This window comes from Paenibacillus monticola, from assembly GCF_009664975.1.
Lineage (GTDB): Bacteria > Bacillota > Bacilli > Paenibacillales > Paenibacillaceae > Paenibacillus_AQ > Paenibacillus_AQ monticola.
Genome location: NZ_WJXB01000013.1, coordinates 23,744 through 46,616, shown reverse-complemented (window position 1 = coordinate 46,616; position 22,873 = coordinate 23,744). Strand labels below are relative to the sequence as shown.

Genomic DNA, 22,873 nt, shown 5'->3' with positions numbered 1-22,873 from the left:
GGGAGGAGGGAACGAGCATGGCCTTTTATAATGAATTTCCGGAATATGTTCCGGTGGCGCAGAAGAAGCGAAACGCAGAGAAAGCTGTGGAGAAGCTGCGCAAGAACAATCCGGCTGTCGCACCTGTTGTAATTACCGGCAGAACGATAACAAATACCTGGTGGGGCAAGGCATGGAGTCAGAATCTGGAGAGTTATTCCGACTATGTGAATCGGATCGCGCGCGGACGCAGCTATGTTCGCCATGGCGCAGTGCTCGACCTACAGATTACGCCGGGCAAGGTTACGGCTCTTGTGCAAGGCAGCACTTCCAAACCTTATAAGATTGAAATTACCATTGATCCACTCTCACCGAAAACATGGGATACGCTAGTCAAGGAATGTGCCGGAAAAATCGATTCGCTGCAGGAGCTGATGACAGGCCAATTTCCGAAGGGCTTATCGGAGCTGTTTACAGTGAAGGGCAAAGGCTTATTCCCTGCTCCGAAGGAGATTAAGCTTACGTGTAACTGTCCCGATTCGGCGAAGATGTGCAAGCATGTGGCTGCAGCGCTATATGGCGTTGGTGCGCGATTTGATGAGGACTCTGCCTTATTCTTTGTCCTGCGGGGCGTCAAGCTCGAAGAGTTGATCTCCGTATCGCTGATGCAGAAATCACAGTCCATGCTTACGAAATCATCGTCCAAGGGCAGAGGCCGTCGGGTCATGGTAGATGCCGATCTTGCGGATGTGTTTGGGATAGAGATGGGTGCCGTGGAAGCGGTAGATGCGGACAAGAAGGGTAAGAAGGATAAGTAGGGAGAGTAGGGAGTTCAATAGATTAGGCGGACACAGCTGACGCTATTTATTAGAAATAGCCTCTTTTCGTAGTTTGGCGGACACAGAATCCACTATTGAGCCAAATCTGGGCAAATAAGAGGTAATATCCACGAATAGCGGAACCTCAGTCCGCGAGGAGCTTGTAATAGGGTTATTTTAGGGAAATAGCGGATTCTCTGTCCGTGTTATTATTTGCATAAATGGATATTATTTTCTTCCGCAGAATAGTACTATGGCAGTATGTTCTAAAGAATTCCAATTATAAGGAGTGTTGAAATGCCTACATATAACAAGTTGGTTCGAGATGGAATTCCTAGTATTATTGCTGCAGACGGCAAGACTTTCCGTTCCAGAATACTAGATGAGCAGGAATATATTAAAGAATTGCGTATTAAGCTGCGCGAAGAGACCGAGGAATATCTTTCCGCTGAGAATAAGGAGCAAGCTCTAGAAGAACTGGCAGATATGCTTGAAGTTATTCATGCGCTTTCGGAAACGCACGGTTCTACTCCTGTCGATCTGGAACAACTTCGTGTGAAAAAGGCGAATAAACGGGGAGGATTCTCTGATCGGGTGTTCCTAATCGATGTCGTCGAAGCTTAATATAAAGCTTATTACGGATAACCTGGCTGACGAGCTTATTGCTGGAATGCGCAACGCTTCCGGTATTTATATTATGACCTCCTTTTTGATGCAATCTGGTGTCCGACTTCTGGCTCCTCATTTGCAGGCTGCGGTGGAACGTGGGGCAGAGGTGAAAATGCTTGCCGGTGATTATTTGTACATCACTCAGCCCGAAGGGCTAAGGAAATTAATTGGATTAGATGACCGGATTGAGGCAAGGCTATGGCGGAGTTTAGGGACCTCCTTTCATCCAAAGGCATATATGTTCGATTATGATAACGGTGAAGGGCTGCTTATTGTTGGATCTTCCAATTTTTCATTTTCAGCATTGCGTACCGGATACGAATGGAATTTGGCCATGAATGCACAGGCGGAGCCTTATACGTTTCAGATGGCTCTTGAGAAGTTCTTGGAGAATTTCTACAATGAAACAACGCTAAGAGTGAACAGCGATTCTATTAGCATGTATGAAGAGGAATATCAGAGGTATCATCAAAGCAACCCGGAGTTGATTCGTCAAATCACGGAGATGGAAGAAGCAGAGATTGAAACAAGACGGGTGCCAGGAACTTCCGAAGCGGATGATATAGAGCAAGTGCACAAGCTATTGCCTCGCCCTGCCCAGGAAGCTGCACTTGATGCGCTTGAACGAATTCTGGAAGAGCAATACGATAAGGCAATGGTCGTCATGGCAACAGGACTCGGAAAGACCTATCTTGCCGCATTTTTTGCCCGCCGATTTGCAAGAGTGTTGTTTATCGCGCATCGAGAAGAGATTTTAGTGCAGGCGCGTCAGTCTTTTGCAAGAACCTTGCCGGGACGCTCGTTGGGGTTGTACAACGGTCAGCATAAAGAAGGCGATGCCGATGTCGTTTTTGCTTCCATTTTCACCCTTGGTATGAGAAAACATCGGGAATCCTTCCCTGTCGATGCCTTTGATCTCATTATTGTGGATGAATTTCATCACGCGGCTTCCTCTTCTTATTTATCGGTAATAAACTATTTTAAACCTTCTTTTTTACTTGGAATTACGGCCACGCCTGATCGGATGGATGGCAAGGATGTGTACGCCCTATGCGATGGTAATGTAGCGTATCAGATTCATTTTATTGAAGCTATACGTCTGCAATGGCTATCGCCTTTTCAATATTATGGGATATATGATGAAACTGATTATTCGAAAATACGCTGGCTCGGCACTCGTTATGATGAAGAACAGCTTCTTCATCTGCAACTTCAGGAATCCCAGGCACAGAAGATTTATGAAGCTTGGTGCCAACATAAACAGAGCCGTACAATCGGTTTCTGCTCCTCTATAAGGCAAGCTGATTTTTTGGCCGATGAGTTTCGAAAACGCGGAGTAACCGCTTTGAGTTTGCATTCTCGTACTGTGGAGATGTCTCGTTTCGAGGCGATTAATCGAATTAGTAACGGAGAATTGGAGATTATTTTTACGGTGGACTTATTTAATGAAGGTACGGATATCCCCAGTGTGGATACCTTACTCTTCGTGCGTCCTACAGAATCTTTGACGATATTTACTCAGCAAGTAGGACGGGGCCTCCGGCTATTTGAAGGTAAATCATACTGTACCATTATTGACCTGATCGGAAACTATCGGAATGCCGACTTTAAGCTACGTCTGTTCTCAGACAACATGGAGAAGGATCATCGCAAACAGCAGGAGGACATCATACCTACGACACCCGTCGGCTGTGTTATCCAGTTGGACACTCGAGTGGTGAATTTACTGAGAGAACTGAGTCGTAAACGACTTCCTCATCGAGAAAAGCTGAAGCATGATTTTATGGAGTTGAAGTGGGAATTGGGGCGTGTCCCTAGTTATCTTGAATTGCACTTAAATGGTCACTCTACTAGTCAAGCTTACCGAAATGAATTTGGCTCGTACGTTGGGTTTCTGTATTGGGCTGAACTGCTTGAAGGACGCGAGATTGAAGTCTACAACCGTTATGCGACTTGGTTGCAGGATGTAGAGAAGACAGTTATGACCAAGAGTTACAAAATGATAGTGTTGCTCTATATGCTGGAACGTGGCGTAGAAAGATGGCATCAGCCTGTAACACCCCATGAGATGGCAGGTTTTTTTCATCAATATATTAATAGCAAGGAGTATCGCCGCCAGAGTGATTTCTCCGACAAGGAGTCCCTTAGATTGTGGGAATGGAACGATAAAACGGAAGTTAAAGTAACCTCGTTAATTGCAGAAATGCCAATGTCTAAATGGGCAAATGCGAAAGGCAGTCAAACGAAATTTGAGGACGGACTTTTTTGTCTTAATGTTGAGATCGCAGAAGAGGATAGGGAAATATTGTACCATTGGACGAAAGAGGTGTGTTCATACCGTCTGCATGTTCATTTTGAGCGGAGAGCATGAAGTGCTCACACTCACTCCCCACCCTCCACCAAATCAATAATCTCGCGAATATCGCTGATGCCTAAGGCATCGGCGATTTTTTCTATATGAGAGAAGTTAATATTCCCTCGTTTGCCATTGGAAAGCTCGCTTAAAGCAGCGTGGCGGACATCGGAAAGGCGGGAAAGTTCCCTAAGGGAGATACCACGGCTGTGAAGCAGGTTCGGTATTTTAATAATGATTTTTTTGGGCATAGAAGTAGGCTCCTATTCGGTTTGACTATACGCAATAACGTACCATATAATATATTTTGTGCTGGTACGCATTAGCGTATACGATAGGATTTAGGGGGATAATGTGATGTCATCAAATCGCTATGAGGATGGTGGGGATACAATTCAAGAGCTTCATAATCGTTCGCAGTTTCTAATGGATATGTCCGTTCAATTCCTGCAATACAACTCCCCGTTCTTTTGTCTTATCTTTATAAATCAAGCTATAGAAACTATGCTTAAAGCACTCTTAATGAAGAGAGGAGCAGTATTAATTCCCTCTTACACACGGACATTGGAAGAAACGTATGATCTTTTTAAAGAGTCTGATGCAGCCTTGGAAGATATCTCTTTTCTAGAGTCCATCCATTACCTTTCTTTACAACCTGCCCATTTACAGCTTATCCAAAATATAACGAGCCTCCAACTGCAACGCTTAATACATAGAGCTGACAACTTATTGTTACAATTATCCCTCAAGTTAATTCCCGATAGTGGCGGGATTTATCAAGCTGTTTTCAAAGAGGACTAGTCTAACCAGTGCAACGTATTTGCAAGGTTCATGATGAATGGAAAGATGATATAATAATAAGGAATGGAGCTGATGCCGATGGATTTGCTGGACCCTCGTGTGGATTTTGTGTTCAAACGGATATTTGGCAGCGAGAACAACAAGGATGTGCTGCTAGCGTTTCTTAATCGTATTTTTACTGAAGCTGGCGAGCCCTTATTGACCCAAATCATTCTTATGAACCCTTACACAGATAAAGACGATCCTCTCGACAAACAGTCCATCTTTGATGTATATGCTAAGACCTCTGAAGGCAAGCTGATTGATATTGAGATGCAGCTTTTCAATAAGTACGATATAGAGAAACGAACGTTGTTTTATTGGAGTAAACGGTACGCTGGTCAGCTCAGTGAGGGTGACAAGTATCCCGAGTTGAAGAAATGCGTGACGATCAATATTTTAAATTATTCATTTCTGAAGAACGATCAATATCATAACGTTTTTCACCTACGGGAGGACCGGACAGGAATATCTTTAATTGATGATATTGAGGTCCATTTCCTGGAGTTACCGAAACTAGATGAGTGTAGCATTCCGTCAGAGGGTGGGCTAATCAATTGGTTGTTGTTTCTGAAAGGTGCCGATACATCACATTGGGAGGTGCTGAAGATGAATGAGCCGGATTTGGAGAAGGCGATGGATACCCTGCAATATTTGAGTCAGGATTTGGACGCCAGACGATTGTATGAGGCCAGACAGAAGTATCTGCATGATGAAGCATCTATGATTGAAGGAGCGAAGTCGGCGGGAATTGCAGAAGGTGTAAACAAAGGAAAAAGAGAAGTGGCTAAGAATTTGTTGGAAATGGGTATGGATTATGCTGCAGTGGCTAAAGCAACTGGCCTGAGTGAGGATGAAATCAAGTTTATAAAGTTGTAATAATTCATACTGCTTGAATTGACTATATTAAAGAACAAAGACTTGGGGCTTATCCAAGTCTTTGTTTGTTTTGGAGAAACGGCTATTTTTGTGTTCTATTTCTGGAATATCATTTCCCTTTTTCAGTTAGAGTTTACTGTGGCTGATGACAATGTGGTCGAGAATGTAAATGATGTGTTGTGAAAATAATGAGTGATCGCTGAGCTTCTCAACGAGTGCTATCTAAAGCGTAGAGGCTGGATTGCCAATAGTTTTTTTGAAGTGTAAGTATTAGTGTAACGTTATTATTCACAGGAAGCTGCGATCAAGCAGTTTCCTATTTCCTATGTCCCGAACTCTAAAATCTCTCACAAAGCCGCCCTTATCTTTAGAGTACCATTGTGTCAATTAAATTTGTCTCAATCATATTGGAATAGTGGTAGAATAAAGGAATAATCAAAGATCTTTCTGAGCCATGATGGGTAGCTGATAGAATCACATGGAGGTATGACAACATGTCACTAGCAGACAGTATTAAGCTGAAGGGATTGCTGAATGGAACGCATATGGAGCTGGCAGCCTTTTTACATAGAGCGATAGCGTTGACAAAACTGGTTCAGTCTGCCCATAAAGGGAATACAATCATTGGAAATTTAAGTCCGGCTAGTGTTCGATTTCAACAGGATTTGCAGCTGGCGATTCTTACAGAAGATCGCAAAATGGATTATGCCTATTTATCACCTGAGCAATTGGGCAGGCTCAATCGTGCGCCGGATGAGCGCAGTGATCTGTATGCACTAGGTATCATTTTCTACGAAATGCTTGCCGGTCGGCTACCGTTTCAGGCAGAGAGCGCTGAAGAATGGATACATGTACATATGGCCGTATTGCCAAAGCCTATACGCGAACAGCGTCCGGAACTGGCTGGACCCTTGGATAACATGTTACTAAAGCTGCTGTCAAAATCACCCGAAGAGCGCTATCAGAGCGCCTATGGGTTATTAGCTGACTTACAGCGCTGCGTTTTGTCCTGGAATGAAGCGGGAGAGATACTCCCTTTTGAGATTGCTTCTACAGATAGGAACAGTCGGTTTCGCCTGCCACAGATGCTATTTGGACGCGAACAGGAAGCGGAAGCTCTGCGTGAAGCCTTTGAGCTGGCTTGTGTGGGTGCTTCGGCATTTGTACTGGTCGCGGGCCATGCTGGGAGTGGTAAGACGGCGTTAATTAGTGAACTAAAACTGCCTACCCGAAGAGAAGGCGGTCAGTTCATTGCCGGCAAATGCGACCTGATGAATCGGGAGATACCCTTCTCGCCGATTCTGCAGGCGCTTCGCCGACTGCTTCGGCAGGTATGGAGTGAATCGCCAGAAAGACTTGCCCAGTTGAGGCTTCAAATGGTAGAAGCCTTAGGGCTTGGAGCGGGTGTAATCACAGAGTTTCTACCAGAGGCAGCCAAGCTGCTCGGTGCTTCACCTTCGGTGGAGCCGTTGCCTCCAGCTGAAGCGGCTGTGCGTTTTCGTCGGCTGCTGCCCATTTTCATTAAGACTTTTGCCGGTAGGGAACATCCGCTTGTATTATTTCTGGATGATCTGCAATGGGCTGACCCGGATACGCTGGATGTTCTGCATGTATTAGCCACGGATAGGGCGCTGCACGGCCTACTAGTGATAGGTGCGTTCCGGTTGGAAACGACACAGGAGCGAATGGACAGCGGGGATGAATACGCGGCTGCAGCTTTATGGTTTAAGCAGATGTTATCTCTTCAGCAGGCAGATATGGCGCTGCGGGTTCAGCATATTACGCTGAATTCTCTGACTTACGTCGATGTAAGACGCTTTCTATCGCATATTCTTAACGAGAATACGGCCCGTGTCCGGCTGCTGGCAGAATCGCTATACCACCGAACGGAAGGGAATCCGCTATTCCTGCATCGGTTTCTGGACAGCTTGTACCGTGAGCATAAGCTTGTCTTTGATCAGGAGCAAGCCATTTGGACATGGGACATGGCAGCAGTCACCGAGCTGCCTGAAGATCCCGACATCCTTCATTTCATCGAGCGGAGAATTCGGCTGCTTCCAGAGAAAACGGTTAGTCTGCTTGGGATAGCTGCTGCCCTCGGACACCACTTCCATGTGGCAACGGTTGCTCTTGTAAGTGGTCAATCCATACCGGATATGCTGGATCTCTTACGTCCAGCTGAGGATCAAGGATTGATAAGCCGCGAGGATGGTATTGTCGAAGGGGAATCAGAGGATATTGGATATGCTTTTTTGCATGATCGGGTGCAGCAGGCTGCTTATCAGACCGTTTCTGACGACGAGCAAGCAAGCTTGCACTTAGCGATTGGGCGTGCGATGTACCAGAATGAACGCGAGGACGCGCAGAAATATTCCATTTTTGACAAGGTATATCACTTGAATTTGGGCTATATGTTGATGACAGACCAGGCTGAAAGAATCGAGCTCGCCAAATTGAATCTACAGGCCGGTTTGAAATCGAAAGCAACTACAGCATTTGCGGCAGCAATGTACTTTCTGGAAACGGGACTGCATTTGATTGGGGAGAATGAAGCGGTACCCGGCTCGCTGGCGTATCAACTGATGCTGGAGCTGCCCGAATGCGAGTACATGTGCGGATATACGGAACGTGCGTCAGCACTACTCGAACGATTGATGGCCCGTACTACAGATCTTGTCGAGCGTTCCCGTATTTACCTTATTCGGATTTCGATGTATACCTATTTAACAAAAGATGAACTGGCCGTGAACGTCGGACGACAGGCACTCGCGGAATTTGGCTGGAAGCTGCCAGTGAAGTATTCTAAGGCAGGTATCTTGAAGGAAGTAGCCATGACGCAAACAGCTTTGTACAAAATGCGCCATGAGCTTCCGTACTTACCCTTAAATAACGATCCCCACTATAAAGCCTTGTCAGATCTGGTCATGGCGATAGCGACCTCGGTATTTACTTTAAGTCTAGAACTGTCTGCTATATTGTTCTCGAGGTTCGTACGTTTCGGTCTAAAGCATGGCAATAACGAAGCATTTGCATATATCCTTGCAGGTTATGGCTTGGTGATTCTAAGAAATAAATGGTCTTTCACTCATTTAGGGCTTCAATATATCGAAACAGCTTTTCTACTCGCAGCCTCTTTTGAAAGCGTGGACCTACACTGTCGGCTGTACTATATCCGGGGCCTCGCCAGATTGCAGCAGAATCCAAAAGAAGGATTGGAGCATTTGGAGCAATCGATACACTATGGGATGGAATCCGCCAATTTGACCTTTGTTAGTATTGCGATGCTCACAAGTACGACCACTCATATCGGGAATTTATATGCATTATCTGCACGGATTACAGATTATGAAGCTAGATCACAGAAGCTTGTGGATGATGTGACGCTTAACATCTTTCGCATTGCGAGAGGGTATGTGGCTCAATTACAGGGCGAGGTTGGTGACAACGATGAAGTTATTATTCCACTTCAGAGCAACCGTTCCCAAGGGACGCTGAATAATGAAGTTTATTATATCTGTACCTGTCAGATCGAAATTGCTTATCTAGCTGGGCGATATCGTGAAGCGCTTGAATGGGTAGAGCAAGGGAAATTTAATACGTTTCGACAGACACGGATGCAAGTTCGTAAACAACATGTCTACCATTCGCTATCACTTGCTGCCCTTTATGCGGAGGCACCGCAAGAAGAACGCAAAAGTATTCGTAAGAAGCTTAGCAAGCAACTGCGTTCCATGCAGCACTGGTCTGGCTATTTTGGGCATGGCTCATCGGCTTATTTACTCCTCTTGGCTGAATTACAACGGATCGATGGAAAATGGGCAGGAGCAGCAAAAGGTTATGAAGTTGCTATTAATGCTGCACGAAAAGAAGGTTATGGCATGATGGAGGCTATAGCCTACGAACTGGCTTCGATGTTCTATCAGGCTGCAGGAAGTGTTGGCGGAGCAGAGATATTAATGGCAGATGCCTGTAATGCTTATTCGCAATGGGGGGCAACTGTCAAAGTGGAGCAGCTTAAGAAACAGTATCCTAATCTGCCTGTATCCACAACAGAGCTGAAGGAAGAACGAAAAGTAGCTGAAGCAGCACTCGAAGCGAAGCCGGCTCAAGCCAATCCCGACAGAGTAGCTTTTATGGATGATGGAAAAGTATTCTTAAGACGAATTTCCGAGTGGGCGGGTTCAGTTGGCGATCAAGATATGTTCACTCCTTTCCTGGAATCCGCACTTCGTTATTCAGGGGCAGTACAGGGGTATGTGCTGAATGGTCATGAAGAAGTATTTCGCATTGAAGCTCAAAGTATGAGTAACAAGGTTCTGCCAGAAGAGCTAGGGTTTGCGGAATCGATTGTTAGATCTGTCATAATGACTGGCGAGCCGATCTTACTTGCCAATGCTTCACACAGTTCTTTTGCAGCTGATCCTGCTATTCAACGCAATCTGTCGAAATCGATTCTGTGTATGCCAGTACTTTTTCCAGGTAGTGTGCTGCCTTCGGTGCTTTATTTGGAGAATAACCTTATATCTGGAGCGTTTACCAAGGAAGGTCTGGAAGTGTTGGATTTCATGATTACTCGTATGGTATACCTGAAATCGCTTCAGGAATCCCGCATAGGAATGATTTCTGATGAACTGACAGCCACTACCGAGACTTCCAAGCTGCTCGTCGATCCGCTCACTCTACGTGAAACCGAGATATTATACTCCCTGTCCGATGGGTTATCCAACAAGGAAATCGCTGATCGATTTGGGATTACAGAGGGAACCGTTAAAAGTCATGTTTTCCGTCTGTACGGGAAGCTTGGGGTCAAGCGCCGTTCACAAGCGATCTCCCGTGCGCGCGAGCTGCAATTAGTGGAATAGAATTCATTTCATAAGGGTTTATCCTGCAGGCAGTCGGAAAAACTGTTAAGGGGTAGACCCTTTTCTTTCTGGAAGAGACGGATGCCGCCTCGTTCAGAGGACGCGAAGCCGTGTCTTCTTGTCAGAATAAAGACGGGAATGGAGAAATGTCTGCAACTTATCAGTTGTTTTGCGGAAAAGATTGAAATGAAGGAGAACAGTACGGTAAAATTGACTTATCGGTTCTAAGGCTCGTCTTGAGGTGTTGAATGAATTGATCGGTTGTTTACAATAGATTGAACAAAGAAAGGGATTGTGTCATTTGAGTAACGAAGAAATCGTAAATGAATTGCCAGAGAACTATGAGGAATTAAAAAGAGAGGCGAACCGCTCCGGAGATTGGAGAGCACGTCTTGCTGCTGTTGAAGAGCTGGGTCAAACGAAACACTCCAAGATCATTGACATTCTGACACGCTTAATGACCAGCGATCCTGTCTACACCGTACAAGAGGCCGCTTACCTGAAGCTCAAGGCCTTCGGCGAGGATGTGAAAGCACCTTCCAAGAACAAACCGGAATTGGTGAAGGGTGTATCCAAGATTCTTATCCGAATCAAGAAGAGTCTGCCCCAAGATCATTCGTTTGAAGAGTTCAAAGAAAAGCTGAAGAAGATGCGAGTGGATATCTACGATGCTTACGAAGGTGAAAAAGGTCCTGAATTTGACAGCTGGTTGTCAAAAATGTGGACTGCTGAGAAGAAGTAAACAGGTTGACAAAAGAATCCAATACCTGTAGCTTAATAACTAACTAAATAAGATACCCACTAGGGGAGCCTGAATTGGCTGAGACGGGAAAATTAAATTCCTGGACCCTTGAACCTGATCTGGATCATACCAGCGTAGGAAAGTGGAGTCGGACTTTTTCAAGTATAGCCTTCTTGGCTGTTCATAGATAAAGCCGCTCCATTGTGGAGCGGCTTTTTTGCTGCGCTCTTGTTTACATTCAAATTTAGGAGGAATCAAGATGCCAAGTTCAGAGAAGAAGGGGAACGTGAATCTGTCTGCTTTTCCAGCAAGTCGTAAAGTGTATGTAGAGGGCTCGCGTCCCGATATTAGGGTTCCCATGCGAGAGATCACTTTGAGCAAGACCTCAGGAATGGCGGGAGAAGAAGAGAATGCACCTCTGCGTGTCTATGATACGAGCGGTGCCTATACTGATATTGAAGCGTATACGGATATTCGTCAGGGTCTACTGCCTCACCGTTTATGCTGGATCGCAGCGCGTGGGGACTCCGAAGCTTATGAAGGAAGAGGGATTAAACCGGAGGATAATGGGAAGTCCCTAGGCAAAAACGCTGTGGAAGTATTTCCACGCTTAGAGCGGCGTCCGTTAAGGGCCCGGAAGGGTAGGAATGTCACTCAGCTGCATTATGCCCGCCAAGGCGTCATTACTTCGGAGATGGAATATATTGCGATTCGCGAAAACGTCACCCCTGAGTTTGTGCGAGCAGAAGTGGCCAGCGGCCGCGCCATTATTCCGGCAAATATTAACCATCCAGAAAGCGAGCCGATGATTATCGGGCGGAACTTTCTGGTGAAGATCAATGCGAATATTGGCAACTCCGCCGTCTCTTCATCAATTGAAGAGGAAGTAGAGAAGATGAGATGGGCCACACGCTGGGGCGCGGATAATATTATGGATCTTTCGACGGGCAACCATATTCACACGACACGGGAATGGATTGTGCGTAATTCCCCAGTACCCATCGGTACGGTGCCGATCTATCAGGCGCTGGAAAAGGTGAACGGGAAAGCCGAAGATCTGACGTGGGAGGTATACCGTGACACGTTGATCGAGCAGGCGGAGCAAGGTGTGGACTATTTTACCATTCATGCCGGTGTCTTGCTGCGTTATATTCCTCTGACTGCAGGTCGGATGACGGGTATCGTCTCGCGTGGCGGCTCCATTATGGCAGCATGGTGCCTCGCGCATCATCAGGAGAACTTTCTCTATACGCACTTCGAGGATATTTGCGAGATTATGAAGACTTACGATGTGGCATTCTCCTTAGGTGACGGACTGCGCCCAGGTTCCATTGCCGATGCCAACGATGAAGCTCAGTTCGCTGAACTGGAGACACTTGGGGAACTAACAACGCTTGCCTGGAAACATGATGTTCAGGTGATGGTAGAAGGCCCGGGCCATGTGCCGATGCATCTGATCAAGGAGAATATGGATAAGCAGCTGGAGCTGTGCCATGAAGCGCCTTTTTACACATTGGGTCCTCTGACTACGGACATTGCACCCGGCTATGATCATATCACTTCGGCCATTGGGGCGGCGATGATCGGTTGGTTCGGTACTGCTATGCTTTGTTACGTGACGCCGAAGGAACACCTAGGCTTGCCGAATAAAGAGGATGTGCGCGAAGGTGTCATTACCTACAAAATTGCTGCCCATGCCGCTGATTTGGCCAAAGGCCATAAAGGTGCCCAAGATCGGGATAATGCCCTCTCCAAGGCGCGTTTCGAGTTTCGCTGGCGGGATCAATTCCATTTGTCGCTAGATCCGGAACGGGCGCTCGAATATCACGATGAGACTCTCCCGGCAGAAGGGGCCAAAATGGCGCACTTCTGTTCGATGTGCGGTCCGAAGTTCTGCAGTATGCGCATCTCGCATGATATCCGGGATACGGCACGGCGGCAGGATACGGTGGGGCAGGAGGCTATCGCTGCTGGGATGCGGGAGAAGGCGGCGGAGTTTAAGGAGGGTGGAGGGGTGATTTATAAGTAAAACCGGACTCAGAGGCTCCTATTTGCTCGAAATCAGGCGATTGAAGAGTTTGACGGACTCCAGAGACACTATTGACCAATTTTCTTCCCAGAAGAACTGGTTTTTGCTTCAATAACGTCTCCTGAGTCCGCTTTATGTTCCCAACAACCCCTCCAAAGTGAAATAGCAGCTATATGACCTAGACTAAGAAGTGGACACGGAAAGTAGAACCCATGGATAATAGAATAATACTCCAGAAGAGGTGATCGCCGTGACCGAGCGTCAACGTTATAACAAAGAATTTATAGAACAGACAGTAAAATATGTTCAAGAACAGCAGAAGTCCATTACCGACATTGCGGAAGAATTGAACATTCCTAAAGGAACTTTGAAAAATTGGATGGTGAAGTACCGGCAGTTTCCCAACGAACCGTTTGTAGGCAGTGGAAAGCTACGTATCCAGGAACAGCAGATCCACGATTTGGAACAAAAGAATAAGGATCTGGAAGAGGAGGTCGCTATTCTAAAAAAAGCGATGCACATCTTCAGCAAAGACCGGAGTTAAAGTTCCGATTTATTGAGGAGCATCGCTCCGAATTCCGGATTGAGAAGATGTGCAGCCTATTAGAAGTATCTAGAAGTGGCTATTACAAGTGGCGACTCTCCCCTCCCAGTGACCGGAAAATGCATCGTGAACGGCTCTTAAAGCGCATTGAATATCACTTTTACGACAATGATGAAATTTACGGTAGCCCCAAAATCACAAAGAAATTGCAGGAAGAAGGATTCGTCGTCGGTGAGAAAACGGTAGGCCGAATCATGCGTGAGAACAAGCTTCGCTCACAAGCAACCGGCAAATTCAAAGTCCAAACGACCGATTCTAACCACGACTTTCCTATTGCCCCCAACTGGCTAAACCAGCATTTCGACGTGTGTACGAAGCCGAATCAAGTATGGGTAACGGACATTACCTACATACACACACGCCAAGGTGTGTTGTATTTAGCGAGCGTTTTGGATTTGTACACACGTAAGATTGTCGGTTGGGAGCTTGGAAACCGTATGAAGGTAGACCTCGTTTCAGCAGCTCTGGAAAAGGCCTACAAGTCGCAGCAACCTGAAAAAGGGCTCATTCACCATTCGGACCGAGGCAGTCAATATGCCTCCACAGACTACCGAAAAAAACTAAAAGAATACCATATGATCCGAAGCATGAGTCGCCGAGGGAATTGCTATGACAATGCCTGCATTGAATCGTTCCACAGCATTCTCAAACGAGAACTCGTTTACCGCAGAAGGTTCTTAACGAAAGAAGAAGCAAAGAATCACTTGTTTAGGTATATCGAGTTTTTCTACAACCGGAAAAGAATACACAGTAAATTGGACTACCTCTCACCGGATCGTTTTGAATCGCTATATTACAAGAACCTAAAGTTTGCCAACTGACCCTTTTACCGTGTCCACTCTATTGACAGAAGGTCAATACAGTCCGCCAAGGTTGAACTTCAACTATTCAGGCTTTGTGTGAGTGTAGCTCACTGATGTAAGTTAAATTAAAGAGCAGAGCGATAAGGTTAAGACCTTATTACTCTGCTCTTAGTTTGTTGCTGTCTTGCAATATATTGTCATACTCTATAGCGATAAGGGTGAAAAAGTCAGAAGGCCTGATTCTTAGGCCAATACAAAGCTCGAAGATTTTGCTCACCGAAGGCTCATTTCTGCCAACCTCGATCATCGAGATGTAGGAACGATCTACATTACATTCATAGGCCAAATCTTCTTGAGTTAAACCTTGTCTGATACGTAGAGCCTTAACTGTCTTTCCGATGATCTGTTTGATGATAATTGGCTGCTGGCTCAACGGAAAATCTCCTTTTAGGACCATTATCAATCTGTTATACTAACCACTACAGATAAAGTACTCAACAAATAGAGAAAAATATACATTTTCAAAGAGGAATTATTACATCATGGAGGCTGATAACGTGTCTAATAGGAATAATCAGCACGAAATCGAAAGCCCGAAATCGCATAAGCTCTGTCAAATCTATACGGACTTTATTCCGTTGTTCCTAGATGAGGGGAATTTCATTCCTTGCCTGATCCTAAGTGATAGAACTATAACCTGCATGATCCGCGCACTATCCCTCCAAGACATCTCCCTCCAAGACATCTCCCTCCAAGACCATAACTCGTTGTTTCCTCCGCAAGTTTTGACGTTAGAAGAATTAATTCTGCTGCTGAGTACCGAGGGCACATCTGAATTAGCTCTTGCGCTGTTCGTCTCTTCAATTCATTTCTTTGTACATCACACAGACTTCTCGCTATTCCGCTATATGAAAATAACGCAACTTTGCGTTCTGATTCACAAAGTAGATGATCTACTTTGCCTGCTATCCCCAAGGTTGTATATTTCGCGGGAAGAAGTCTACCATTCTATATTTTAAATTTAGCTAAAAGGAACCATGAAAAAGCAGCTGCCGATACCCGGCAGCTGCTTTCGATTTCTTTACTCTGCTTCGTTAATCATTACTTCTTGAAGACTTCTACAGTATAGACCCATTGGTACTGACGGTAAAGAGTGGTATGATCGGCATAGAGCTTAAATATTAGAAATACAAAGGATGAAAACATGCTAACTCATAGTTTAATAAGTAAATTCCAGGAATATCTCATGCTGTCTGCCAACTTACGCCCCGATTATATTGCTAGTCTAGGTACAGTTGGCGACGGGAGCACGCGCCTTCGCGAAATTTTGCCTGAAGCGCCAGAGCTCCTACACGCTATTTATAGTACGGTTTCTGGAACAGGCAGTGATGAAGAAGAACCGAGTTTGATAGAGTTCATACCGGGGTATCGCTTGATCCATATTAATGAATATGAACAGGAAATGAAGATACTAACAGGGATCTTGGAAGAGAAGGGTTATAGTGCTGGGGGCATTGTTTTACCGATTCTAACGAATTATGGCAGTGATTTTATATGTTATTATCGTTCAGCGGATGGTGTAGAGCAGATTTGCGATTTGCTGCATGATTATGGTGACCTGGTTGTTATGTATCATTCACCGGAGAAATTTCTGGAGACGTTGTGTGAATTCTATAAGCAGGATGTTTATTTTCTCGATGAAGAGGGGTATCTGGATTGTGATTTAGTGCTGGAGGGCGAAGTGGGTACGGCCCTGAACCCGGATGCGAAATATTGGGCGGAGTGAAATCATCTGATTGAGAATAAGGGATGTAACAGTCCTATAACGCGGAAAGAGCAGCTCCATTTGGAGCTGCTCTTTTTCGATATCTTTTAAATTACAGCAGCACTCAGCCGTCTATTCCTGCGCAGCTCTATCTTCCTGCTCGCGCAGCTCTATTCTGCGAATTTTGCCCGAGGTTGTCTTCGGGAGATCGCTGATAAACTCGATTTTGCGCGGGTATTTATAAGGCGCTGTCCATTCTTTGACATGGGCTTGCAGTTCCTTCACAAGTTCGGGAGATCCGGCTATTTCATCTTTAAGCACGATAAATGCTTTAACGACATGGCCGCGGATTTCATCCGGGCTTGCTACAACTGCGCATTCCTTAACGGAAGCATGTTTCATAAGTGCTTCTTCTACTTCAAAGGGGCCAATAGTATAGCCTGAGCTGATGATGATATCATCGCCGCGCCCTTCAAACCAGAAATAGCCATCCTCATCCTTGCGTGCCCGGTCACCAGTTACGAAGAATTCTCCATGTGAGCCATTTTCTTTGCGCTCAGGGTCTTTGTAATAGGCATGGAACAAGGCTGGCATGCTCAAATGTACAGCAATATCTCCAACCACGCCCGGAGGGACCGGAATGCCGTCTTCGTCTACGACTTCTACAAGTCCTGGAGCAATGGATTTACCCATGGAGCCGACCCGGATAGGAGTATCCTTAAGCGTACCGATGATCAGTGTACTTTCTGTCTGTCCGTAGCCATCCCGAATGGTGATATCGAAATTGCGTTGGAAGGTGTCAATAACTTCCTGGTTCAAAGGTTCTCCGGCGGAAACTGCACACCGTAGTTTGGACAAGTCATGCTGATGTAATCCTTCGGTCTTGGCCATTAGGCGATATTCCGTAGGTGTGCAGCACAAGACCTGAACGGAATGATCCTGCAACAGCTGCAGAAATCGATCAGGATGGAAGGCGCCCGTATAGACGAAGCCGGTGGCTCCGTTTCCAAGAACGGTTAAGAACGGGCTCCAGATCCACTTTTGCCAACCTGGAGCAGCGGTCGCCCAGACGATATCCGTTTCGCGGATATCCAGCCAAAGGGAAGAAACGATCCGCAGGTGAGCATAAGCCCAACCGTGACTATGCACGACGGCCTTTGGATTACCAGTTGTTCCCGAGGTATAAGCCAGGATCGCGATATCATCGCGGTGGGTGTTTACCGCCGTTCGATGATCCGGCTGTCCAATCATAAGGTCCTCCAGGTCAAGCCAACCTGCACTTGCAGAACCATCTTCAGAAACGGCAATGCGGAAATCCAAAGAGGGCAGGTCGTCGCTGATTTTATCTACTTCATTAACAACCTTAGACCAGGCAATGACCGCCCGTGCCTCGGAATGGCGAAGACGATAGGATAGATCCTTGGCACGAAGCATCTCTGATGAAGGAATAACAGCTAGTCCAAGCTTCAGACAAGCTAGATAGATGGCATATGCCGTAATTCTGCGTGGAACCATGACTAGAACCTTGTCCCCTTGCTGAAGTCCAAGATTGTGGAGCCCTCCAGCCAGCCGGTTAGCCTGCTGCAGGAGTTCGCCGTAGCTGATCTCCTCGCAATGATCCTGTTCATTCACAAATTTAAGCGCAACCTTACCGGAAGGATGATGTTCCATTTCCGAAGTGAGATTGTAGTATTCAGGTGCGATCCAATGCTGATTATCCAAAATGAACCTCTCCTATATGATCAAGATGAGTGTAGCTGCTTATCTTACTTAGCTTAGTATAGTATAGCACGTTCTCCTAGTACCAGATGCTAAGTGGACCCCTCCACTTTAGAGAATGTTCTGTGACTATTTTGGTATTATGCTAAGAATAGAGGGGGAAGCAACGGCAGGAAGCTTAGTATGCCCTCGCAGCCAGCTTTGTACGAAGCTGCTTATGGCAGCTGTATGGACGGAATTCATAGAGAAGCCGTAATCTTTGTGGTTGTAAATAAAGAAAGAAAGTGAGCTGGCGCCTCCCACACATTATATGAAGGAAATTTTGCGTGGCGCAGAGCCGGTCGTCTCAGCCGAATATTATACTGCTCTGAAAAAAAGATTCGTAGAGGTGTTTGGTTACCCACAGCCCTTGTAGGAATTAAGTTGCGCTTTCGAGCATATAGCCAGTACGGCTAATCTTTTGTTCAATCTTCAATAAGTTATTCAAGAAAGTGAGAAGCAAGTTATGAACGATACAACCTTTAATGAAGTATTTACTCTAATGGAAGCTTCTTTTCCAGTTTCTGAGATTCGGACCTATACCGGACAGCGTGGGCTACTGGAAATTCCGCATTATCGACTAATTGTGGAGAAGGACTCCAGTGACAGAACAATAGCCTTTCTGGCCTGTTGGGAGTTTTCTTTATTCCGGTTCGTGGAGCACATTGCGGTCGATCCGAGCATTAGGGGAAGCGGCATTGGAAAAAAGTTAATGGAGGATTATCTCAAGCAGTCGGACAAGCCTGTTCTGTTGGAGGTAGAACCGCCTAGTGGTGTATTGGAACAACGTAGAGTCGGATTTTATGAGCGGCTGGGCTTCCATCTTCATTCGTTTCCCTATGTGCAGCCCCCTTTGCGTGAAGGACAAGCTGATTTGCCGCTGCTTATCATGACTTACCCAAGACTGTTGCAGGAGCAGGAGTTTCATCTTTTCAGGGAGATATTGTACACAGAAGTATATAAGGTCAACGTGCCATATAAGAGTTAATTTAAAGAATAGCCCGCTTAATCCATTACGGATATAGCGGGCTGTTGTATTTGTTCAGGAACCATTCAGCTCAAGACTCTGAAGAAATGCTGACTCTGCCGGATTCATATTGGACGCTGGCTTTTAGAATTTCGGTAAAGAAGGACATCGGCACATACATGCTACCCTCGTGATTAATAACGGGAGCAGTGCCAAGTGTGATCGGGGCCATCCGGTTGTAAATATAACTGTCTTTATTCTTAGTGACAAGCGTCCAGTGAGCACCCATGTTGAGTTCGAGCGAGCTTGTCTCTTTGTTCCAGGCTAGTTCATAGCCCAAGGCTTCACTAATCGCGCGTATCGGTGCCAATACGACTCCAGAGTCATTGAGACTAAGCTTTACTCCTGAAAGAGCTTTGCCATTCACTACCAGGCCCATGGAGCTGAGGTCCCCAGCTGTAGAATTAGTGGGCAGCGCAATTTTGAATTCCGGGTTGCCTGTAGAATGTGGAGCGATTTCGTTCTGCTGGAAGATTACATAAATAGAGCTACCTTTTATATAGAAGGAACTCTCTTCGTTTACCCCTTTGAAATCCTCTGCAAAATAATTAGCGGCATCTTTAGCCATAGCCGCACTAATCTGCGTATTAATAATCTTCTGGTACTTGTCGCCGAATAGTGTCTTCAGCGTTACGCGTGTTGCTGTAGCTTCGTTTTTTATATTATAAGTATCTATTCTAGTGAACCCGTTTGCTCCCCCGCTGAAGGTGTAAGTGGTGATGTGAAGGGAAAGAATACCGCCTGTGCCAGCTACTCCATTTGAGGTCACATCAAAGGTCTTGGTCAGCTCGGAGGCGTGAAAAGGAAATCCCTGTGCTGTAGCATTCTTTTTGTTTTCTGCAGCGGTTGCCTTCAATACCTCCAGCTCTTTTGTGGCATTTGCTTCAATTAAGGTATTCCATTCTTCCTGAGCTTGCGTATCCAGCATCCCAGAAATGACTGGCAGGTTCAGATCTGCTTGATAAGTGTCGTCTCTGGCTGTTACTTTCTTGATCGTGATCGTTGCAGGTTCTAATACAGGGGTTCGGGATACAATGCTGATTGGAACATTTGCTGCGGGTACATTATCAGGCGGGGCGGCCTGTACCTGTGAACCCTGCGTACCTGCCAGAATAATCATGCTTGCCGCAGCCAGGGCTGTGATTCTATTTGTTTTGTGAATAAATGTAGTCATGTGCGTTCGCTCCTGTTGTTACATATTTGAGTAGATCATTACACTTTCACGCCTAGCGGTAATCGTTTACCAGTATTATAGACGCCCCCAGATCAGAGTTTATTGCAGGTCCTATTCCTCTTTTGTCCCAAACGATTCGTACCAATAACCCCTGCTATAATGAGCAGCGATCCGATCCAATGATAGAGGGTAACTCCCTCTCCGAGGAAGATTGCCCCGGCTGCGATGGAGACAATGACCGCCAGATTGGTGAACACACTCATTACGGAAGCTTCAATTTGGGTCAAAATATAGTTGGTCATCAGTGTTGTGACAAGTGAAGCTACTACGCCAAGGTATAGTATAGCTGTGATAAATGTACCGCTGGATAATGGATGGAGCAAATCACCGAGTGTTCCACGGGTAGCATGGCTGATCATTGAGACCACCAGAAAAGTCGCGAATCCGACAGTCATCATGAAATAACTGATTTCAGCCGGGCTAAACTGCTGCACTAGTGAACGGGCTAATACACTATATCCGGCAAAAGCTACACATGTCAGGAACAGCAGCAAGATCCCCATAATGTTCGACAGATCGAAGCTGCTTTTCTTCATGATAAAAATGAACACAACGCCGAATACGGACAGGAAGATGGATAATTTCTGCGGTAGGGTTGTTCTTTCTTTCAAAAAAAGGGAGGCGAGGAGCAATGTCACGACAGGCGTGAATGCATATAAAATGCCGCCTTCGGCAGAGGTGGAGCGCTGTAGTCCAAATGCTTGAAGCGTGAAGAACCCAAGTGGATACATTGTTGCTAATAGCAGCAATTTATACAGTGGCTTACCACGATAGGACAGCTTGACCCAGCCGAAGGCGACCGGGACTGAGATCATGATAAATGAAGCGGCAAAGCGGTAGGTCAGTGTATCGAGCGGTTCGGCATAGCCGAGCGCTATTTTGGTGAATAAGAATGAAAATCCGATAATCACCGCATTAGACACGGCAAATATATAGGCAAGCTTTATTCCTTTAGGCAGCATAGGTTCATCTTCCTCTCTTTCTGTTACTTTAAATTTAGGGGGAAATGCGAATACTAACAACGTCTGTTTATTTATACTGTACCGATACAGTTCTCGAATCCTGTATACTGAACAAAGAACAGAACAGGGGGATATGATGAAAAAGTATTATACGATTTTATCTGATATGGAGCATAAAATCCGGGAAGGTCAATATAAGGCGGGTCAGAAGCTCCCTTCCGTTCGTCGTGCTGCGGAGTTCTACGGGTGCAGTGTCAGTACAATCATACGTGCCTATGGAGAACTCGAAAAAAACCATGCCATTTATTCCATTCCGCAAAGTGGATTTTATACGGTCGAGAGGCCGGAGGACTGGCGTAAGGATACGGACAACCAAACGATTGATTTCGCTTCGGCATCGCCGGATTTGAATGTGTTTCCATATTTAGATTTCCAGCATTGCTTGAATAAAGCGATTGATACCTATAAGTACAATCTGTTTACATATGGTGATGCACTGGGGTTGGATACGCTGCGGAGAACATTGGTTTCTCATTTGGCTGGTGATCAGGTGTTTGCCAAGGTGGAGCAGGTCATCATCACTTCGGGTATTCAGCAGGCGCTCAGGATTTTGGCGAAGATGCCCTTTCCGAACGGGCACGCTGTCATATTGGTTGAACAGCCAAGCTACGATATTTATTTGCGTTTTTTGGAGGCAGAGGGCATACCCGTTTGCGGCATCACCCGCTCGAGCGCAGGGCTTGATTTGCAGGAACTGGAAGAGAAATTCAGAAGTGGGGATATCAAATTTTTTTACACGATGTCAAGATATCACAATCCGCTGGGCAGCTCTCTTCATACAGAGGATCGTAAGGCAATCGCCGCAATGGCTGGCAAATACGATGTGTACATCGTGGAGGATGATTATATGGCTGATTTGGGTGCAGAGCGGCGGTTCGAGCCCATCTATGCCTACGACCAGACCGCACACGTTGTTTATTTGAAAAGCTTCTCCAAAATCATTTTTCCAGGCTTAAGGCTGGGTGCTGCGGTTATACCGGAAACGCTATTGAAGGCTTTCGAAGCCGGCAAAGGATATACTGACACCTCACTCTTGTCACAGGCTGCACTCGAGGTGTATATAAAGAATGGGATGTACGAGCGCCATAAGCACAAAATATACGAGCTGTATGCAGCAAGGATTGATGCATTGTATGCAGCCTTGAAAAGGCACAATGTTGATAATTTGATCGAAGTGGCTGCTGTTAGTTCTGGTGTCTATATGCAATTTAAACTACCACAAACGGTCAATTTGGAGCGTCTGATTAGGCGGCTTGCATTGAGGAAGGTCAATGTCGTAACTGGCAAGGGGTTCTATTTGTCTAATGAACAGAAGCGCGATAAGTTTTTGCGGATCAGCATTTCTCGGGCCCAACTTGAACAGATCGATGAAGGCGTCAGGGCCATAGTAGAAGAAGTGAAGCGCGGGAGCAGCTGGTAGTGCTGTTTCCTGACAGAGATAGTTCTTTACAATCTGGAGATAAGTTGGAAACAAGTTAATGGTTAAATA

General features: G+C 45.8%; 16 protein-coding genes, 1 pseudogene and 1 riboswitch. Of the genes and pseudogenes, 12 read left to right on the top strand and 5 right to left on the bottom strand.

Features of this window, described 5'->3' with window-relative positions:
• The first annotated feature begins 17 nt into the window (after positions 1 to 17).
• The 3 genes from GJB61_RS25135 to GJB61_RS25125 all read left to right on the top strand — a co-directional run bounded on the left by GJB61_RS25135 (position 18) and on the right by GJB61_RS25125 (position 3,837).
• Positions 18 to 797, top strand: a complete 780-nt coding sequence (locus tag GJB61_RS25135) for an SWIM zinc finger family protein (RefSeq protein ID WP_154121782.1) — start codon at positions 18 to 20, stop codon at positions 795 to 797.
• A 297-nt stretch (positions 798 to 1,094) separates the two neighbouring features.
• A complete protein-coding gene (locus GJB61_RS25130; RefSeq protein WP_154121781.1) occupies positions 1,095 to 1,421 on the top strand; it encodes a nucleoside triphosphate pyrophosphohydrolase in 327 nt (108 codons plus the stop codon).
• Positions 1,405 to 3,837, top strand: a complete 2,433-nt coding sequence (locus tag GJB61_RS25125) for a DEAD/DEAH box helicase family protein (RefSeq protein ID WP_154121780.1) — start codon at positions 1,405 to 1,407, stop codon at positions 3,835 to 3,837. The genes GJB61_RS25130 and GJB61_RS25125 overlap by 17 nt, the downstream gene beginning before the upstream one ends.
• An 11-nt stretch (positions 3,838 to 3,848) precedes the next feature.
• On the opposite strand, the gene GJB61_RS25120 is transcribed toward GJB61_RS25125, so the two are convergent.
• Positions 3,849 to 4,070, bottom strand: coding sequence for a helix-turn-helix domain-containing protein (locus tag GJB61_RS25120; protein ID WP_154121779.1), 222 nt, complete (start codon positions 4,068 to 4,070; stop codon positions 3,849 to 3,851).
• A gap of 106 nt (positions 4,071 to 4,176) precedes the next feature.
• On the opposite strand from GJB61_RS25120, the gene GJB61_RS25115 reads away from it, so the two are divergent.
• The 6 genes and pseudogenes from GJB61_RS25115 (at position 4,177) to GJB61_RS25090 (ending at position 14,596) form a co-directional block, all read left to right on the top strand.
• Positions 4,177 to 4,620, top strand: a complete 444-nt coding sequence (locus GJB61_RS25115; protein ID WP_154121778.1) for a hypothetical protein — start codon at positions 4,177 to 4,179, stop codon at positions 4,618 to 4,620.
• Positions 4,621 to 4,698: 78 nt separating this feature from the next.
• Entirely contained in the window at positions 4,699 to 5,538 is an 840-nt protein-coding gene (locus tag GJB61_RS25110) for an Rpn family recombination-promoting nuclease/putative transposase (RefSeq protein WP_154121887.1), read from the top strand.
• Between the two features lie 494 nt (positions 5,539 to 6,032).
• Positions 6,033 to 10,400 (top strand): AAA family ATPase, encoded by a 4,368-nt coding sequence (locus GJB61_RS25105; RefSeq protein ID WP_154121777.1) that lies wholly within the window; start codon positions 6,033 to 6,035, stop codon positions 10,398 to 10,400.
• Between the two features lie 301 nt (positions 10,401 to 10,701).
• Entirely contained in the window at positions 10,702 to 11,142 is a 441-nt protein-coding gene (locus tag GJB61_RS25100; RefSeq protein ID WP_154121776.1) for a HEAT repeat domain-containing protein, read from the top strand.
• 51 nt (positions 11,143 to 11,193) lie between these two features.
• Positions 11,194 to 11,300, top strand: a riboswitch (TPP riboswitch).
• 101 nt (positions 11,301 to 11,401) lie between these two features.
• Positions 11,402 to 13,171: a phosphomethylpyrimidine synthase ThiC gene (gene thiC, locus GJB61_RS25095; RefSeq protein WP_154121775.1), complete on the top strand. Its 1,770-nt coding sequence runs from the start codon at positions 11,402 to 11,404 to the stop codon at positions 13,169 to 13,171.
• A gap of 250 nt (positions 13,172 to 13,421) precedes the next feature.
• Positions 13,422 to 14,596 (top strand): annotated as a pseudogene (locus GJB61_RS25090) (IS3 family transposase).
• A 139-nt stretch (positions 14,597 to 14,735) separates the two neighbouring features.
• Here GJB61_RS25090 and GJB61_RS25085 read toward each other — a convergent pair.
• Complete coding sequence (locus GJB61_RS25085) at positions 14,736 to 15,011, bottom strand: helix-turn-helix domain-containing protein (protein ID WP_229522442.1); 276 nt, start codon at positions 15,009 to 15,011, stop codon at positions 14,736 to 14,738.
• Positions 15,012 to 15,782: 771 nt separating this feature from the next.
• On the opposite strand from GJB61_RS25085, the gene GJB61_RS25080 reads away from it, so the two are divergent.
• The gene (locus GJB61_RS25080; RefSeq protein WP_154121773.1) at positions 15,783 to 16,364 is read left to right on the top strand and encodes an SMI1/KNR4 family protein; all 582 of its coding nucleotides are present in this window, start codon (positions 15,783 to 15,785) and stop codon (positions 16,362 to 16,364) included.
• Between the two features lie 111 nt (positions 16,365 to 16,475).
• Here GJB61_RS25080 and GJB61_RS25075 read toward each other — a convergent pair whose 3' ends face one another.
• On the bottom strand, positions 16,476 to 18,068 hold the full coding sequence (locus tag GJB61_RS25075) for an acetate--CoA ligase (protein WP_338116123.1): 1,593 nt from the start codon (positions 18,066 to 18,068) through the stop codon (positions 16,476 to 16,478).
• A 499-nt stretch (positions 18,069 to 18,567) separates the two neighbouring features.
• On the opposite strand from GJB61_RS25075, the gene GJB61_RS25070 reads away from it, so the two are divergent.
• Positions 18,568 to 19,089 carry a GNAT family N-acetyltransferase gene (locus GJB61_RS25070; RefSeq protein WP_154121772.1) on the top strand — a complete coding sequence of 174 codons (522 nt, stop codon included), beginning with the start codon at positions 18,568 to 18,570 and terminating at the stop codon, positions 19,087 to 19,089.
• Between the two features lie 70 nt (positions 19,090 to 19,159).
• On the opposite strand, the gene GJB61_RS25065 is transcribed toward GJB61_RS25070, so the two are convergent.
• Both GJB61_RS25065 and GJB61_RS25060 read right to left on the bottom strand, forming a co-directional pair.
• Positions 19,160 to 20,302, bottom strand: a complete 1,143-nt coding sequence (locus tag GJB61_RS25065; RefSeq protein ID WP_154121771.1) for a stalk domain-containing protein — start codon at positions 20,300 to 20,302, stop codon at positions 19,160 to 19,162.
• A gap of 92 nt (positions 20,303 to 20,394) precedes the next feature.
• Positions 20,395 to 21,324: a DMT family transporter gene (locus GJB61_RS25060; RefSeq protein WP_154121770.1), complete on the bottom strand. Its 930-nt coding sequence runs from the start codon at positions 21,322 to 21,324 to the stop codon at positions 20,395 to 20,397.
• A 136-nt stretch (positions 21,325 to 21,460) separates the two neighbouring features.
• Here GJB61_RS25060 and GJB61_RS25055 point away from each other — a divergent pair, with 136 nt between their 5' ends.
• Positions 21,461 to 22,804: an aminotransferase-like domain-containing protein gene (locus GJB61_RS25055; protein ID WP_154121885.1), complete on the top strand. Its 1,344-nt coding sequence runs from the start codon at positions 21,461 to 21,463 to the stop codon at positions 22,802 to 22,804.
• Positions 22,805 to 22,873 lie beyond the last annotated feature (69 nt).